14 protein-coding genes are annotated in these 16,463 nt (G+C 55.1%); 2 read left to right on the top strand and 12 right to left on the bottom strand.

Translation table 11 applies throughout. From position 1 onward, the window contains the following. Positions 1–178: 178 nt before the first annotated feature. The 7 genes from F7D01_RS13685 to F7D01_RS13655 all read right to left on the bottom strand — a co-directional run bounded on the left by F7D01_RS13685 (position 179) and on the right by F7D01_RS13655 (position 7,050). A complete protein-coding gene (locus F7D01_RS13685) occupies positions 179–1,033 on the bottom strand; it encodes an ATP-grasp fold amidoligase family protein (RefSeq protein WP_215228009.1) in 855 nt (284 codons plus the stop codon). A gap of 42 nt (positions 1,034–1,075) precedes the next feature. Beyond that, on the bottom strand, positions 1,076–2,137 hold the full coding sequence (locus tag F7D01_RS13680; protein ID WP_215228008.1) for a DUF563 domain-containing protein: 1,062 nt from the start codon (positions 2,135–2,137) through the stop codon (positions 1,076–1,078). Positions 2,138–2,239: 102 nt separating this feature from the next. Beyond that, positions 2,240–2,962 (bottom strand): polysaccharide pyruvyl transferase family protein, encoded by a 723-nt coding sequence (locus F7D01_RS13675; protein WP_256443708.1) that lies wholly within the window; start codon positions 2,960–2,962, stop codon positions 2,240–2,242. Positions 2,963–3,078: 116 nt separating this feature from the next. Beyond that, positions 3,079–4,038, bottom strand: a complete 960-nt coding sequence (locus F7D01_RS13670) for a glycosyltransferase (protein ID WP_215228006.1) — start codon at positions 4,036–4,038, stop codon at positions 3,079–3,081. Further along, on the bottom strand, positions 4,038–5,501 hold the full coding sequence (locus F7D01_RS13665; protein ID WP_215228005.1) for an O-antigen translocase: 1,464 nt from the start codon (positions 5,499–5,501) through the stop codon (positions 4,038–4,040). Before F7D01_RS13665 ends, F7D01_RS13670 begins: the two co-directional genes overlap by 1 nt. Before the next feature lie 26 nt (positions 5,502–5,527). Next, positions 5,528–6,634, bottom strand: coding sequence for a DegT/DnrJ/EryC1/StrS aminotransferase family protein (locus F7D01_RS13660; RefSeq protein ID WP_215228004.1), 1,107 nt, complete (start codon positions 6,632–6,634; stop codon positions 5,528–5,530). After that, positions 6,631–7,050 carry an FdtA/QdtA family cupin domain-containing protein gene (locus F7D01_RS13655; protein ID WP_215228003.1) on the bottom strand — a complete coding sequence of 140 codons (420 nt, stop codon included), beginning with the start codon at positions 7,048–7,050 and terminating at the stop codon, positions 6,631–6,633. The genes F7D01_RS13660 and F7D01_RS13655 overlap by 4 nt, the downstream gene beginning before the upstream one ends. Before the next feature lie 268 nt (positions 7,051–7,318). On the opposite strand from F7D01_RS13655, the gene F7D01_RS13650 reads away from it, so the two are divergent. Beyond that, positions 7,319–8,053 (top strand): DapH/DapD/GlmU-related protein, encoded by a 735-nt coding sequence (locus tag F7D01_RS13650; RefSeq protein WP_215228002.1) that lies wholly within the window; start codon positions 7,319–7,321, stop codon positions 8,051–8,053. 36 nt (positions 8,054–8,089) lie between these two features. Here F7D01_RS13650 and F7D01_RS13645 read toward each other — a convergent pair whose 3' ends face one another. Beyond that, on the bottom strand, positions 8,090–9,238 hold the full coding sequence (locus F7D01_RS13645; protein WP_215228001.1) for a glycosyltransferase family 4 protein: 1,149 nt from the start codon (positions 9,236–9,238) through the stop codon (positions 8,090–8,092). A 314-nt stretch (positions 9,239–9,552) separates the two neighbouring features. Here F7D01_RS13645 and F7D01_RS13640 point away from each other — a divergent pair, with 314 nt between their 5' ends. Then, on the top strand, positions 9,553–10,974 hold the full coding sequence (locus F7D01_RS13640) for a sugar transferase (RefSeq protein ID WP_215228000.1): 1,422 nt from the start codon (positions 9,553–9,555) through the stop codon (positions 10,972–10,974). 19 nt (positions 10,975–10,993) lie between these two features. Here the strand turns inward: F7D01_RS13640 and F7D01_RS13635 are convergent, their stop codons facing one another. Genes F7D01_RS13635 through F7D01_RS13620 form a run of 4 tightly spaced genes read right to left on the bottom strand, consistent with a single transcriptional unit; the run spans position 10,994 to position 16,455 of the window. Beyond that, positions 10,994–12,238, bottom strand: coding sequence for a hypothetical protein (locus tag F7D01_RS13635; protein WP_215227999.1), 1,245 nt, complete (start codon positions 12,236–12,238; stop codon positions 10,994–10,996). Then, positions 12,201–14,333: a polysaccharide biosynthesis tyrosine autokinase gene (locus F7D01_RS13630; RefSeq protein WP_215227998.1), complete on the bottom strand. Its 2,133-nt coding sequence runs from the start codon at positions 14,331–14,333 to the stop codon at positions 12,201–12,203. The genes F7D01_RS13635 and F7D01_RS13630 overlap by 38 nt, the downstream gene beginning before the upstream one ends. Before the next feature lie 10 nt (positions 14,334–14,343). Further along, on the bottom strand, positions 14,344–15,060 hold the full coding sequence (locus tag F7D01_RS13625) for a polysaccharide biosynthesis/export family protein (RefSeq protein ID WP_215227997.1): 717 nt from the start codon (positions 15,058–15,060) through the stop codon (positions 14,344–14,346). A gap of 12 nt (positions 15,061–15,072) precedes the next feature. Next, positions 15,073–16,455 (bottom strand): O-antigen ligase, encoded by a 1,383-nt coding sequence (locus F7D01_RS13620; protein ID WP_215227996.1) that lies wholly within the window; start codon positions 16,453–16,455, stop codon positions 15,073–15,075. Positions 16,456–16,463 lie beyond the last annotated feature (8 nt).

Here is a 16,463-nt window from a genome sequence, read left to right as displayed (position 1 = left end):
ATACAGTATCTTCGACATCGGCGGCTCTTGGAGAGAGGACGGAACCGAGTCAACCATCCCCCGTCGCCAGCCGATCGCTCCCAGTCATTCCCGGCATTCGCTCAAAAGATCGGTGCGTCCAAGCGACCTACGGGGCACAATCAACTGGGTCAAAAGGTATGAGGCGACCGAATAACCTTTAAGCTTTGCCAAAGAGTATCCGGGAAAAATGGCGCTCCTCTTCTAACGAGCCGAACCTCCCATGAGCAGCCTCGGGACAATGAGTAACTTCCCCAAGATAGAGTTGACCTTCGCTGACAAAGAAATCGACCCTTACGAACTCGAAAAGCTGCGATATCTCTCCGGCCCAACTGAGCATCTCTGGAAGGCAACTCGGCCGCGGCACCGGATTGCCTCGAGGAAAGTTGTAAGTGATGTCGAGCAATTCCCATGTTGCACTATAGATATTACGCCTATGGGCAGAGTGCCTGCTCAAATCTACTTGTATTGATTTTGCCACGCCCTTGAAGCAAAACACCTTATAATCGATAATATCCGGACCGTCGGGAAGCATTTCTTCACATATCAGTCTACGCCGCAAATTCTTATAATTACGCTGGCGGGTTTCCCTATATATATCACGGGTAAGAGCCCGGGACGCCTTGGCGAGATTCTCTCCAACTATCTTATCGCCTGTGTCGAGGTAAATAACATCGCCATTGCTGTGGGCTGGCTTTATCACGCATGGCTGGTCAGCAGTGAAAGAAGCGATCTGGTCACGACTTTCGAGAAAACCCAAGGTTTTGGGGAAACGAGCGCCAGCAATTATGGTCTTTGCAAAGCCCTTCACCATGCCTTTGTCAGAAGATACCTGACGCATGACGTCTTCAATCTCATCGGACACCTTGAGTTTGAATAAATAGTCATTAAAAAGAACATCCGGCTTCGAAGGTAAGCGAGAATGAGCAACATAAAACTTTATCAAGGAATAAACATAATCCCCGTATTTTCCCGTAGGAAAATTGCTCAAAAAGCGCCTTAGAATATTTTTCATATATTTGTATTCTCTTCAAATACGTAAATTATGCTTGGAGACTCAGTATACGGCTTCGAGAGCCCTATCCAAATCGTTGACATTAACATAAATATCAGAATTTAAAGTTCTTTTATATCTAGGTGTGCTTTGTCTGCATTGAATAAATGAGTAATTCAGGTTCATTGCGGCAGAAAGCCTAACATAGCACGCATCATGTCTGAGCGAGTTGCGGCCCCTATGATAATCTAAGACCCCGTTTCTGTATGGCAGCAACTCGATAACACTGGAACCTGGCTGCATGAAGAGCGCATTTGATAACCCGGCCCCGTGTATGCTGACGAGAACTCGTGACTGGTTAAACAGGATAACCTGATCGCGAAAGCTCAACTCTTCCGCATATACAACTTCAAACCCCTTTTTTATTAAACTCGAAGTTACTTCTTCTTCATTAATTACGTATCGCGAACGAGAGCGGGCCCTTGATACATATATCTTCCGGGATGGCGTGTTTTGCGGAACCTCGAAACTCTTGAGAATATGCTGCCGAAGGTTCCGCAACACGCTGGGGGCCGTTGTCGCTATATAATCAGGGCAAGTAGTCAAAATTGGATCGATAAGCCTAACGTTTTTGCCCCCGGGGAAAAACTCCGGATCTTTTTGCCCGACTGCGGCGAGAGATTCCAGAAAGGGCGCATATCGCGGTGTCGGCAACAGCGCAGTCGCGTCGGGAAAAGCTTGCTTCAACAGCAGCGCTCTTGGAAGTCCCTCTGTAAGCCAATGATAATAACCAGTCGACCAAGCTGAATGAATGATGCCGTACTGCCCGTTCCCGCGAGCAGGCGATTCAGAACCGCGCGTAGCTAACGAAGCGATAGAAATCGCATTGATCTGCAGGAAGGAATAAAGGCGCTTATACAAAGTGTGTTTCGTGAGACGAAGGCTGGGATAAACGGCGGCTGATCGCGTGATTGTGAAGCGGCCGCTTGTTTCAATGACCCGCGGATAATACGGCGTGTAGTCAAGCGGCTCGAACACCTCGCTGAACTCGCGCGGCGCAACACTCGACAATCTTAGGGGATCCGGGTCACCCCGGAAACGCACGCTGGACCATTTAATGCTCATCGAACGCCTCTATCAATGATCCTGCCTCACTCGTTCGCCGTCGAGAAGCGGATCGTGGTTCGCGCTGTATCATACCAAGCGCGGCAGTCTGTTCGCGCAACTTCAACCAGAAGGCATCGACTCGTGCATCTGAGAGAACGCATCGAGCAAATCCGTCGTGCTTACCACAGATCGAGCGACTGTGGCAGAACGCTCGATCGTAGCCACGAGCTCGCGCAGTTGATCTTCATCAATGACTTGGCAGGAAAACGCATCCTCACAATCAGTCGTGCTATAATAATCTGAAAATTTAAAGTCGCCGCCAAGTAATTTGTCCGAGAACGTAGCCCGCACATTTGGTATGCCGTATGCATCCGAAAGGATTAACCCGTGAAGCGAGGACGAGATAACACGACGACAAGCCTTGAGATCCGTCACGAAATCCTCGGGCTTCTGCCTCACATCGATCACCTTGACGCCGGCAATCTTACGCGACAAATTCAGCACCAGTTCCAGGTCTTCGAAATGAGGAACAATTCCGCATTGATGTTCGACTTCGACGGGAGGGTTATAAAAGTCCGGCATTAATATTGCTGGATCGCCCAAAGGCACGCTGGGGCTGACCCCACAAGCTTCGCTCAGCATGCTTCGTGTCAACTTCCCACGCAATGCAAAGACCTTGGACGGGTCCAGCGCTCGGTCGGGAACCTTGCCATCGATCGACCCCGAGCCCCAAACGTAGCTCTGCCGATTAGCTGATCCGATCACGCTCCCTATAGCTCGTACGTGCGGAAACAGCGTAGAACGTGCCCGGTAGATTGGCCGACCCGCAAGCTTCGGTATCATGTAGGGGTTGAGAAGGTCACCTACGTTACTCGTGCTCGCGAAATACACTACCGGGATCGCCGAAGAATGAACAACTCGGTTAAGGAGATCAGTCCCAACCCGACGGAACCGCGCAATCATTCTGAAGCTCCCGACCGAGCCATACCTCTGGTCAAACGCCAGTATGCCCGAGCCTTCGCATTCCATGGAGCCTGCATGAAGGTCACTTTGCGGGCGATTGCGAAAGCATTCTCACCTTGCCATAGCCACTGAAAGCTCTTTCGCAAGCAGAACTCGGTGCGAGCCCAGTCGGTTGCCAATTTAAAAGCTTCGCTGTCGATCATACCTTTATGCAACGCGTATTTGGCGTCCGCGAGGTACTGGTCCCGTAGTGGCTCAAGCGGCATGACAGCTAGCCGTTTCCTGGCTGAAAGATTGTTGTCGTGAATGCGTCGCTGGATAGACGCTTTGGACACCGCCCTGCCTTCTCCAGCAAACAGGCATCGGAGCATCAGCGTGGTATCTTCAGTCGGACAATCTGGAGATAGATGCGGAAACAGCCGCAGCGTTTCGGTTCGGTAGGTTCTAGACGCACCGACTGGCCGTCGCTCCGACTTTGCCAGGTAGGAGGCCAAATCGAACTGCACGTCTGAGTAAGAATGAATGCGCCCTGTCGCGTTACCGAGATCATCTATTTCGGCATAACCAGTTTCCAACACCGCAAGACGATCATCATCCGTAAACGCTTCAACAGCGGCTGATACCCGATCCTCGTGCGAGATGTCATCCCCAGCGGCGACGATTAAAAGTTCTCCGCTAGCTAAGTCGATGACTCGGTTAACATGTTCGGCGACGCCGACGTTTTTCTTGTTCTGGCGCAAGACAAGCCGATGCGGCCCATCATAAGCTTCAGCCATATCCTTCATTATCGCGAACGTATTATCGTTCGAGCAATCGTCTGAAAGGATAATTTCGAGCGGCTGATATGTCTGCGACAGCGCTCCAATTATAGCCTCACCAATGAACTCCTGCTGATTGAAGGCGAATAGCGCGAAACTGACAAGCGGTTTCTCCGACATCTTTGCGGTGTCATCCATCAATCAGATACCGGCCAGCGAACGAAGGAATAGAAGCGGAACATCGGCGCCGTGTAGCGACTCAAGCCTACCTTCTCCAGCAGTATATGCCCTCCAACAAAGCCAGTCCCGAGAGATGAGACGATGGCGGCAATCCCACCGGCAAGGGGGAAAGTGAGTGATAGAGCCAGCACCCCGCCCCCAATGACGATCGATATAGCGAGCAATTTCATTGATCGGCTCTCGAAATGAAAGTCTGCAATCCGTCGTGCCATCGAAAGAGCCGTAAGGAAATAGATTGCGTAGCAAATCAAAAATGCAATACCCGCAACATCAACCCCGTAGCGAGGCAAGAAAACGTAACACAAGAATACAAATGGAATTAAAAAGGAAGCCTCCATCAGGAGGTACATACGGGATCTCGCGGCTGCGACCACTGATATACTCAATGACCAACTCGACAACTTCAATATATTTCCTAAGGTCTGCCACTGGAGGAGAGTGACTGCATCGTCGAACTGATCAGAATAGAGGATGCGGATTGCCAAAGGTGCGAGCCCGATAAGTGCTACGAGGATGGGGGTCCCTATCAGGAGCCCAATCTGAAGTTGTTCGTTCATCAGGCTACGCGCCTGATCCCTGTCTTCTATGATTTCAGCCAGACGTGGGTAATAATCCATGCTCATGGCATTGAGCATGAAGCCCACATAGGTGACGGTAATTCCCCAGGCAGCTGCGAATTGTCCGGCAGCGTCTAACCCGAGGTCGCTAGCTATCTTGCCCCTTACGAGAAGCAGTGTTCCTGAAGAAGCCAAACCTCCAATCATGAAGCCTGCCCCGAGTTGGACCATCGGCTTCCACACCGTGAGGATATCCGCGGGCCTTCTTGCAACCCGCGTGGTCGGCGGAGGAAGGCGACGAGTGAAGTAGGAGGCCACAAGTACGGCCGTAAGTGGTTGCGCGATTACCAGCGCTACCAAGCCGTCCATTCCGAACATCCAAATCGCGCAAATCCCTACGAGGGTGCCAGCCAAAGCACCCAAGACGGTGACGCGACCTAAATCGCCGATGCGTCGCAGCCCTCGTAGTAACGCGGTCTGCGATGCGGAAAGAAGACTAAGGAAGATCGCTATTCCGACGAGACCAACTTCCGTACCATAGCCCGGTCCGTCGAAAAGAAAGTTCGAGATAGCGTCCCGGAATATCCAGACGAGCGCCATCGCGAGAACGCCTTGGAGTGCATTCGCCCACAAGATCACCCGCCTGACGAGGTCTACCTCCTCCGCAGTGCCTTTGCTCTTCGCAATCTGTCGGACCCCGGAACTAGATAGTCCCAACCCCGCGAGCGTCACGCCCGTGGTTTGAAGGTTCGTATAGATGCTCAAGACACCCACACCGGGGGGGCCGAGCAACAGGGCGAGCACCTTCATGCGAATGATCGACAGAACGATTCCGATGGCTTGTGTGCCACCGGTAACCGTCATCGCACGTAAGATTCCTTTCGCGGAAATCAGTCGTTCCCCTGAAAGGACCGTGAGGCTTCGACGACCTTCGTGACAGCCTCTTCGCTCAGATGCGGACCGATTGGGAGGCTCAGGACCTCCCGTGCGAGCAGCTCGCAATGAGGGAGCGTTCCGGCAGCAATACCCAAGGTGGCGTACGCCTGCTGAAGATGAGGCGGAATAGGATAGTGCACCAACGTTCCCACCCCCTTGTCATCCAATAACTTAGCGAACGCTTCGCGACCTTGGCTCCGAACGACATAAAGGTGCCACGCGGGTTCCGCCCAAGCTGGAACGTACGGAACAATGAGGTGGGTATTCGACAGGCCCTCGGTGTACCTAGCCGCTACCGCGCGCCGCCGCTCTGTCCATTCATCGAGGTATGGAAGCTTGGCACGCAGGATGGCAGCCTGGAGGGGATCGAGCCGCGAGTTGACGCCAGGCACCTCGTTCACATATTTTTCCCGGCTCCCGTAATTGCGCAACAGCCGAACCCGGTCAGCTAGATCCTTGCGGTTGGTGGTGATCGCCCCGCCATCACCCATGGCCCCGAGATTCTTTCCGGGATAGAAGCTCCAGCATACGATGTCGCCATGGGCACCGATCCGCTGGCCTTTGTATCGCGCACCATGCGCTTGAGCCGCATCCTCCACCACCGCCAATCCATGATGCCTGGCAATGTTCAGAATTGGATCGAGGTCGACGGGTTGTCCGTAAAGGTGGACCGGCAAAATAGCTTTCGTAGCAGGGGTGATCGCGGCTTCAATAAGGCCGGGATCGATATTGTAAGTCTCTAAGTTGGGCTCGACCGGCACGGGATACGCACCCACCGCGGATATCGCTAGCCATGTGGCGATATATGTATTGGAGGGCACGAGGACCTCGTCACCGGGTCCCACTTCCAATGCGCGTAGGGCAAGAATGAGGGCTTCAAGTCCGTTCCCTACTCCGACCGCTTGCTTGGCATCGCAGAAGTCGGCCCATTCTGCTTCGAACGCATCGACTTCGGGTCCGAGCACATACCAACCACTTGCAAGAACGCGCGAGACCGCAGAGTCTATATCGACTTGCAGCTCGCGATAGGCCGCGCCCAAATCTAGAAAGGGAACGGTCATGACCCGGCCCTCAGTGCCTGCTGAAACTCGCCATAGTCCCTATAGTAGTCGCTTTCATCATAGGGGTGGGAAGCCAACACCATGCACACGGCGCCTTGGCTGAACGAGTCCATCTCGCGCCAGATCATATTCTTGATATGCAGACCCCTTCGCGGATCTCTCAACCAATATTCCGTCTTGGAAAAACCGTCATCGACCTTCATCCGAAAACTGCCGGACAACGCGAATACCACCTGTTCCAGTTCTCGGTGTGCATGCCCGCCTCGCTCGGCATCAACTGGCACGTTGTAGAGATAGTAAACTCTCGCGATCGAGAACGGCACATGATTGCCTCCCTCTACGAATGTGAGATCGCCTCGAGGATCGTGAATCTGCGGAAGTTCGATCTCGCTAACGGAACTGTTTAAGGAATTCATAGCGATATGTCGGCCTCTACCATCGTTCAAAATTCTCGGAGCTAGATGTCATTCCAGACAAGTCTGACAAGTTCCGCCGGTAACGCGTCGCCATGCGCGATCCTTACCGCGCAGCTAGAACGTACTCGTCGGTCGCACAACATCCGTCTCGCGGATCGTACCCCACCGGCCTAACCGGCGTTCGCGCAATTGGCGGCGAGCGATACATTCCACTAGCCCCCCCTCATCTTCATAGATAGGACGGGGATCCGCTAAAAATGAGGAACTAATGTCCGATCTTCACGATACCGCGATCATTTCTCCGTCAGCCAAGCTAGGCGCCAACGTTTCCGTCGGCCCCTTTGTGATCATCGGAGATGCCGAGATTGGGGACGGCTGCGTGATCCACTCGCATTGCGTTATAGGCGACGGCGTCGCATTGGGTCAGAAGGTTGAAGTTTTTCCGGGCGCGCTGATTGGCCGTGAACCGAAAGGTGCAGGAGCCACCGCCCGTCAGCCGAGCTTCGAGCGCAAGATCGAAATCGGCGATTCCTGTTCGATCGGGCCCCATAGCGTTATCTACTATGATGTGAAAATCGGCGATAGCACACTTATCGGTGACGGCGCTTCTATTAGGGAGCAGTGTTCAGTGGGCTCGCGTTGTATCATCAGCCGGTACGTCACGATCAACTATAACACCACCGTGGGAGATGACGCGAAGGTTATGGACCTGACCCATCTGACCGGAAACATGGAGGTAGGCTCTGGCGCATTTGTAAGCACACTGGTCGGTAGCACCAACGACAACGTCATCTCTCTTGGTTACGGGGACCACATCGTAGGGCCAAAAATCGAACCGAACGCGACCGTGGGAGCAGGTAGCATCCTTTTGCCCGGCGTACGGATCGGCACTGGAGCTTTGGTTGCTGCCGGCTCTACGGTCACAAAAGATGTCGATCCCGATACCACGGTTTTTGGCACGCCTGCACGCGCGCGCCAGCGTTCGAAGGATGAGAGCAAGTAGGCTGCACAATAAGCGCATCGGCTCGCCCCGAGCCAATCATGCCGGTCTGTTTTTCGCGCTCATACATTGGGCGATCGCTTCGCGATAAGCGTCGACTACGATCGTCACATCGAACTCGCGCTCCATCTTGGTGCGCCCCGCCCTGCCCATCGCGTAGCGAGCTTGCGGCGGCAGAGCGGCGAAATAGCGCATCGCTCGTGCGAGATCGCCAGCATCGCGCGGTGCACAGAGGTAACCGGTGGTGGCGTCATCCACGATGCTTCGGCATCCAGGAGTGTCGGTGGTGATAATCGGTTTCCCCATTGCCGCAGCTTCTATCAGCGATCGCGGCGCACCTTCCGGATAGTAGGACGGGAGGACGATGCAATCGGCCTCATGCATCTCGGAACGTACGTCGGAACTGGTACCGAGATATTCGATCCCGTGCGTCTCTTCCCAGCCCCGGATTTCAGCGCGCGAAATCGCCGAACGGTACGCTGAACCCGCCTCCCCAAGGACTTGAAAACGGGCGGTAGGAAGCTCCTTACGCATTACGCGGGCCGCTTCAGCATATTCCGCGACACCCTTCTCCCGTAACAACCGAGCTACCATGAGGAAGACGGGACCCTCGGATACAATGCGTTCTGCAGCATCGGGGGAGGGAGAGAAGCGTTCGAGATCGATCCCCGAGCCCGGCAACATTCGCACCTGCTCATCTCTGATCATGTCATATTTTAGGAATAGATCCCGATCCTGGTCATTCTGAAAGAAAACCACCGGGCATTTCCGGAAGGCTGAGCGGTACAATCCTATCGATGCCGCCTTAAGAAAGCTGCCCGATTGAAAAGCGGTACCCAAACCGGTGACGTTCGGAATGAAGGGCAGGTTTCCTTTGGAAGCCGCCATCGCTCCGAAAACGTTATTCTTTATTGTGAAACCAAGGATCACATCAGGCTGGATCTCTTCCAAGTGCGCTCGGAGTCGTCGGAGGAAGGCAAGTTCTGCGACGGGGTTCAGCCCCTTGCGATCCATACGCAGCGGAGTGAACTGGCAGCCTAGTCCTTGAATTTCCGGGACGTAGTCGTCCTCGGGCGCGAGAATATGCACTTCGTGGCCATCGGAGAGAAGCGCCTCGACGAGCGGTCGCCGGAAATTCCAGATATTCCATGTTGTATTGACTGTAAGGCAGATTCGCGTGGCACTCATTGGCTAGGGGCTCCGCCAAACTCAAAAAAAAAGATGTTTCTGGTAAGCCTTCTGTGAGAGGCCTGGGACGCCGCTACCGGACTGTATCAACTCTGCCAAGGGAAGCGCCGGGGTCGTCCTGCAAAAGCGGCTCAATAGGAAGGTGCACACTCTGCACCACGCGCATCCGCTTGACCAAACGTCACTTTCACCATACCGCCCGACGCCCTGGGTCAGGCACTCGGGGCTGGCAGGACGAAGGAACGCAAAGGTGGGGTAATGCGTACCGCCTGCCATATTACAGGGCCCGAGCGGTCATAGCTATGGGACTGGTAGTGAGCAAAATCGTGCAAAACAGGGCGGCCCCACACGATCCGTCAAATCTCTCCGATACCGGTACGGAGCAAGCGCAGGCGGACTTCGATGAGTCTCACGCTTCGCTCTGGTTAGACGCAGAGACGGCCAGCCCGGATACGGTCGATTATTCCGATGAGCGCAATTTCGCGCATCAAGGGCTCCTGGATAGATTTCGCGTCCAATTACCGATCGCGGTACTCTTTGCCGTGCTGGTACAGTTGATCTACGGGCAGGTTTTGCTCGGCGTACCGCTCGGCGAAAGCCCGGCGCGTAATGCGATTTTGACAACCCTCATTGCCAACACGATCAGCCTATTGAATTACCGTCAGCTGCGCCTTTTCCCAGGAGCGCGCCGGTTCGCCTTCCTCCTGCCCGCGTTTCTCCCAGTGTATGGTATCTCGGCCCTGTTGCTCTTATGGCTTCGGCTTCCGTACAGTCTCTCTCTCATTCTGGTCGGCTTCGCCACGTGCATTGGCCTTGCAGCCGTGTTTAACGTATTTGTCCGCAGCGCTAAGCGAACCCCGCTGCTGATGATTCCGTCACCCAAAGTAACCGCTCTGCTCAATGAACTGCCTCGCATTTCGCACAGCATGTGCGTCGATCCATCGGTTATCACCCGCAGCAAAGCGACAGTTGTTGCTGATCTACATGCCGATCTTTCTCCAGAATGGGAGCGTGCGATTGCGGCGGCAGCTCTCAATGGATCGACGATCTACCACGTGAAACATCTGCGCGAATCTTTGACGGGCCGGGTCCGGATAGACCATCTCAGCGAAAACAGCGTGGGTACCCTGAAACCCAATGAGTTTTATTTCTTTTTCAAGAGCGCCATCGAGCGTCTCGTTTCGACGATCGCACTCATTCCGGCCCTTCCGATCATTGCCGTAGCAGGACTCGCTATCAAACTGGAAAGCCCGGGTGGCGCTATTTTCCGGCAAACGCGCGTTGGTTTTCGCGGGAAGCAGTTCACGATCTACAAACTTCGCACGATGGTACAAGCGTCCGTAAGCAGCGGTGAGCGAGAGGATGCCATTACCAAAGCGAACGACCCAAGAATCACGCGTTTAGGTAGGTTCCTGCGTAAAACGCGTATCGATGAACTCCCGCAACTGTGGAACGTAATCAGGGGCGATCTGAGCCTAATCGGTCCACGTCCTGAAGCGGTGCCGCTGTCCGAGTGGTACTATCAGCAGCTCGATTTTTACGCCTACCGACATATCATCCGGCCTGGCATCACGGGATGGGCTCAGGTAAATCAGGGACACGTTGCAGACCCGACCGCCGTTGGTGCAAAGCTACAATACGACTTTTATTATATTAAAAATTATTCGTTATGGCTCGATGCCTTGATTATACTTAAAACAGTCGGGGTGGTTTTCAGCGGGCGCGGTGCACGCTGAAAGGTAGGCCTTGGAAATTTCAGCGAATTACCTTTATCGGCGCGATGGTGCCAGACACCCTGCGGCCATCCGACCAAACTCGCCCATCGATCACTATACGGGCTATAGGGCAGTTCTGGCCCGACGCCCTAAACTGCAGGCGCATTGGAGAAGGACCAAAATCGGATTTGGCCAATGTCTGGCCGTTCGTCAGGCATGTCACCTTCAGCGATAGCGATGATAGCGAGTCTGTCGGTTGCAAGTCGTGTTCCAGCAACAGACCGCGCACTCCATCACCCAGGGCAAGCGATCGTTCCGCCAATTGCCCGCCGAAGCCCGGCCGGACAGAAATTTTCAAATCTGGGTCACGCGCGCTGTTGCGCGCATAAAGCCCGCGCTCGTCAGCGAATTTCCAGTCGAGCGGCGGCAAGTCGTTCCGCCAAGAAAGGCTGTCAGCAGAGCCACTTACTGCAGAATCCCCATCCGGCCGGACGAGCTTATAAATGCGCGCTGCGTCTGCGAGACGTCCTGCCTTTATAAGAGCAGACATTATGTCCCGATCCGTTTCCAGCGTGATTGTCGAACCTCGATGGAGGATTGTGCGCAAAGCCACCATTTTGTCAGCTACTGACCTATCAGCCGCGGCGCGCTGCAGAAAGGCATTGACCCATTCAGGGTGCTGGGACAGGATTTCACCGAATACCCGCACGGATCCGGGTTGTTTGAGCAACTGCACCATCAAGGGCATGATTTGCGGGGCCAAGCCAGGACGTATCTGGAGCGTCGTATCCAAAACGCGTAGCACCCCGGCGATGTCACCGGTACGGCGGTATTCTTCCAACAGAGCACTGTTTAGAAGGCTCGATCGACGGGACAGAACGTTACTCGCCAATACTGCCTTGAGTCTTGCTTCGACGGGAAGTCTGGTCGCAAGTACAGCCTGAGCATCAACTGCGAGCGGATCGTATCGAGCCGCCCTTATCGCGTAACCTTCCGCCCTTCCCCGCAACTCCGAGGAAACAGGCTGCGCCGTTCCAGCGGGAGCAAGCGCGGCTCGTTCCAGCGACCGTGCGATGTTCTCGTTCGCAGACGCGCTGATCGGTGAAATTTGTGTGGCCAGAACTGGCGCACTTTTGGCTAACACCAGACCAGCCGTTTGGGCCCCCGCCGCAACCGCCAACACAGCTCCAAGGGCTATCACCGCGCCCGACGGCAAAAGGCCGCGCGCCGATACCGATTTCCGTACTTCAGGCATCGTCCGGAACACGGTCTGGGCCGTAACCATAACCATAGCCATAGCCATAGCCGTACCCGTAGGCCTCGTTTCGGCTGTCGAGTTGTGTGACGACGGCACCCAGCATCGGTGCGCGTGCACTGCGCAGGCGCGAGAGGGCATGTCGCACTGAACGGTTGGTTCCTACGTTAGCCTGTACGACATAAATGACGCCATCCACCGAACGCGATAGCTCCGGAGCATCGGCGAGGCCCAGAACAGGACCGCCATCCACTACAATGACGTCGTAGGTTTCCTTGAGCTTCTCTAGGAAGCCTTTCGGTCGCGGTCCCGCGAGAAGTTCAACCGGATCCTTCGGTGGCCGCCCCGCCGGGATGAAATCCAGTCCATAGCGTTCATCGCGGACGATGGTGGGGGCATCAACAGCGCCAGCAAGAAACTTGCTTAATCCGTCGCGCGCCGATCGCGCGCCGAGCATGTCCGAAAGCCCCATTCGCCTGAGATCGAAATCGATGAGTACAACCTTTTTGCCCGTTCGCGCCATAACCTTGGCGATCGCAAGGGACGATAGCGTCTTCCCCTCGCCCGGACGTGTACTGGTCACCAAAAGACTGATCGGACCGTCCATATCCAGTGCATAGCCTACCGAAGTACGGACTGACGAATATGCCTCCGAAAGTGCGGAATACGGGTTCGTCAGTTCCTCGCCTATGTCGTCGGTATCGATCGAAGGGATCAGGCCAAGCACCGCAAGGTCGAACTCCCGTTTGACGTCAGCGGGATCGCGGATAGTTCGATCTGCCAAATCGAGTATGTAAACTGCACCCGCAGCGGTCAGAAGACCAAGAACCAGAGCGATCAGAAGGTTCAAAATCAACGAGGGCGAATACGGCGAAACTGGCCGAAGCGCTCGTTCAATCAACGTCACGTTGTTGGTGCCGGTCCCTACGACACCAAGTTCCTTGTACCTGCCGAGCAAGGCATTATAAAGCTCGCGGTTCGTATTAACTTCGCGTTCCAGTATCCCATATTCCACACCCTGGTCCTGCTGCGTGAGAAAACGAGATTTCGCGGCATCGTACTGTTCGCGAAGGCCTTGCTCTTCCCTAAGCGCTTTGCGGTACTCTGCCTGACGCAGACTGCGCTCGACGCTACCGGCATTACCAAGAGAGTTCCGCAAAGATTCGATCTCGGCTCGTGCAGCTTTGACCTTCGGATTGTCTGGCCCGAGCGTAGCGTTCAAGTTTGCCAGTTCTGCTTGTTTCTGGGACAGGGCGCTGCGAAGCGCCGCGGCTCCGCCATCGGAACCCGCACCGGGACCCGCGCTCATGGCACTTTCCGCGGCGATACGACGGCTCGTAGCCTGACCTAGGGCTTGGGATAGCGCCCCAAGTTCCTGCGTGACGAGCGTCTGACGGCTCGTTCCACCATCGTCCGCCCGACTTTCGATAACGACAAGCTGATTCCGGTTCGCGTAACTGTTGAGAGCCGCTTCCGACTGCTCCAACCGCGCCCGCTGTTCGGAAAGCTGCCTTTCCAGCTGCTCTCTTGCCATCGCGGTGTTACCGAACCGCTTCTCATAGTTGGCATCCAGATACTGCTCCGCCCACAGATTCGCGAGGAAAGCCGACAGGGATGGAGAAGGCGTTGAAGCTTGTATATCTACGAGGGTCGACCCCTGCAGTGGTTCGATGGTGATCGCATCCCGAGCGATGCTGGCTGCTTGCTCAACCGACAGCTCCGCATCTTCGGCAATATCATACGCTTGGCGAAATTCTGGGTTCTGCGTCAGATCGCCTTCTTCGACAGCTCGTTCGGCGAGAAAGCGCGACTTCAGAAGCTCGTACTGGGTCTGGTAATAGAGCATGTCGCGCTCTTCGCTCTTGACCTCCGCACCTTCCAGTTCAGTCCCGCCGGTATCGACGCGACTTATCTCGATGCGACTTGCGGCGCGGTACATGGGCGTTTGTACTAGCGTCGCGACAAGGCCCAGGACAAGGAAACCAGCGATCAGGCCAATCAACCAATACCTGTTTTCGATCGCGCGACGATAGAGCCGTTCGAAATCGATCAAGGGATCGGTTTGGGGTTCTTCAATCGAACCGACTCGCTCATCGCCATCCGCGACAGGAAAACGGGTAGCCATTATGCGAACCTTAGTTTGAAATGCGGCTTACGCGATCGAGCAGGATCACACTGGTCGAAAGCAGGCCGAAATACTGCAGAAATTTGTCGAAGCGCCTACGCGCCGGAGAATCGCCCACCATCACAACATCTCCCGGTGCAAGCACGGGGTCAGCATAATTCCCGCGCTGAATGCCTTCCAGGTTGTAGATGCCGATATAGCGTTGATCGTCGACTTGGCGAAAAATCAGAACATCATCCTTTTTGGCGTATTCAGTAGTGCCTCCAGCAACGTTTATCGCGCGCATAAGCGTTGCGGACGACCGTATCGGTACGGAACCCGGTTTGGCGACCTCACCGCCGATCGATATTGTGGGTTCGGACCCTGCGACTGGCCGTACCGTTACCGACGGATTACGAATGAAGGAAGGTGACAAGCGCGAGGTCAAACTGGAAGCAAACTGGTTTGGAGTTAACCCACTAGCCTGCACGAGGCCCACATACGGAAAGTCAATATTTCCGTTCTCATCTACCTGATACGTTCCGGAGACCGAAGTATCCTGAACGACATTGACTTCGACCTTATCAAGCGGGTGTAGCGCAAAACGGATAGTTTCCGGAGGGAGCGGCAGTTCGGTGAGGTTCGTCACCTCAACTCCAGGAGCACCGCCGTATGTTCGATCGGTCGCGCACCCGACTAGCGCCACCGCAACGACAACTGTGAAAATATATTTCGTAAGAGCTTTCATGCCAGCCTGCTGCTAATTTCGTACGGCCATATGATGGCGAGAATAGTTTGGAAACCCAGATAGGTGGTCAGCATCGCTCTCGTGGGATGGTCCGCGCGCACTGGTCAGGAGCAAACACACCAGCCACACGCACACGACTTGAAAGATGGGGGTACGCAGCGGATAATCCACATAACTCGCGAGCGCCACGAGCAGAAGCCCGGCGCCCCCCCCTACTACAAGTGCAACCGCCGACGGCGCCCGTTCACGCCACAGCCGGAGCATCTCCCTGCCCAGGACAGTCAAAAGTCCTACGAGCAGAAGCAAAGCGGGCAGTCCGCCTTCGATCGCAAGTTGCAACCAGTCGTTGTGAGCGTTGTTCAGATACCGTGGCATCAGCATCTGAGAGCTTTCGGCGACATAATAGACATTCTGAAATGTACCGAACCCAGACCCGAAAGGAAAATAGCTCCTAATCATTTCCAACAGGGTCGGAGTAACCAGGAATCGAATGTCTCCAAGGGCGTCTTGCCCCGTAAGTTGTTCCAGCGCAGGTGCACGGCCGGTCAGAATGAACGCGCCTAGCAATAGGATCAGTACTATCGCACCAATTCCTACAACAACCCGCCCTTTCTTCCCACCGCTTCCGACCCGTCGCTGCAAGAACGGACGCGAAAAAATTGCGCAAGTAGCAAGGACCGCCAATAGCGCAGTCAGGAAGCCAGCGCGCGACGTACCAGCTATCGCTGCGAGCAAGAGAAGAATGTAGATTGCGCCGAGAACGATCTTGCGGATCCGATATTTCGGCTCCGCCGGCATGATGGCGATTGCCACTGCAACTGCGACCATTACAAGCGTGTTCAATACCGCCGCATGATTGGGGTTCGCAAACAGGCCCACAGGCGTTCCCGTGCTGGTCAGCCGGTAAAAATACAACGCCCGGTTACCGCCGCTCAATATCTGCAACACAGCAAGCAGCGCGTTGGAAGTAGCGATCGCTACCACTGCGGTGAACGCGAAGCCAACAGCATGTCGTCGCAGCGCGACAAACAGCAGAACCGCAGCGATAGGAACGCCGAGAGAGAAGAAATCGTTCAGCGTCCGCTCTGGGGAAAGAGTAAGCGGACGCGCGGGATCGAGCGACAGCGCAGCATCGACCGCCGCAGGTGCAGAATGCCCCGGCAAAGAGGCCCACAGGCTGTGAGGCAACGGAACCAACTGGAGGAAAATCCATAGGGCAAGAAGTACCAACAGCGCCAAGGGCCAGCCAAGTGGGCGCCAGTCAACACCACGCGTCTGAGTCCAGGCGAGGGCTGCTGCTAGGACGCCTACGGGCAGAAGGACGACGTTCTGCACCATGTCGAATCGCGAACTGCCCCCGGCCAGCGCGACGACCGCCGCGAACGCCACGAACACGAAGCTCG

This window comes from Erythrobacter sp. 3-20A1M, from assembly GCF_018636735.1.
In the GTDB taxonomy this organism is placed as follows: Bacteria; Pseudomonadota; Alphaproteobacteria; order Sphingomonadales; family Sphingomonadaceae; genus Alteriqipengyuania.
Note: the sequence above shows the minus strand (reverse complement) of the source record. Positions and strands in the feature narration are given on the sequence as shown.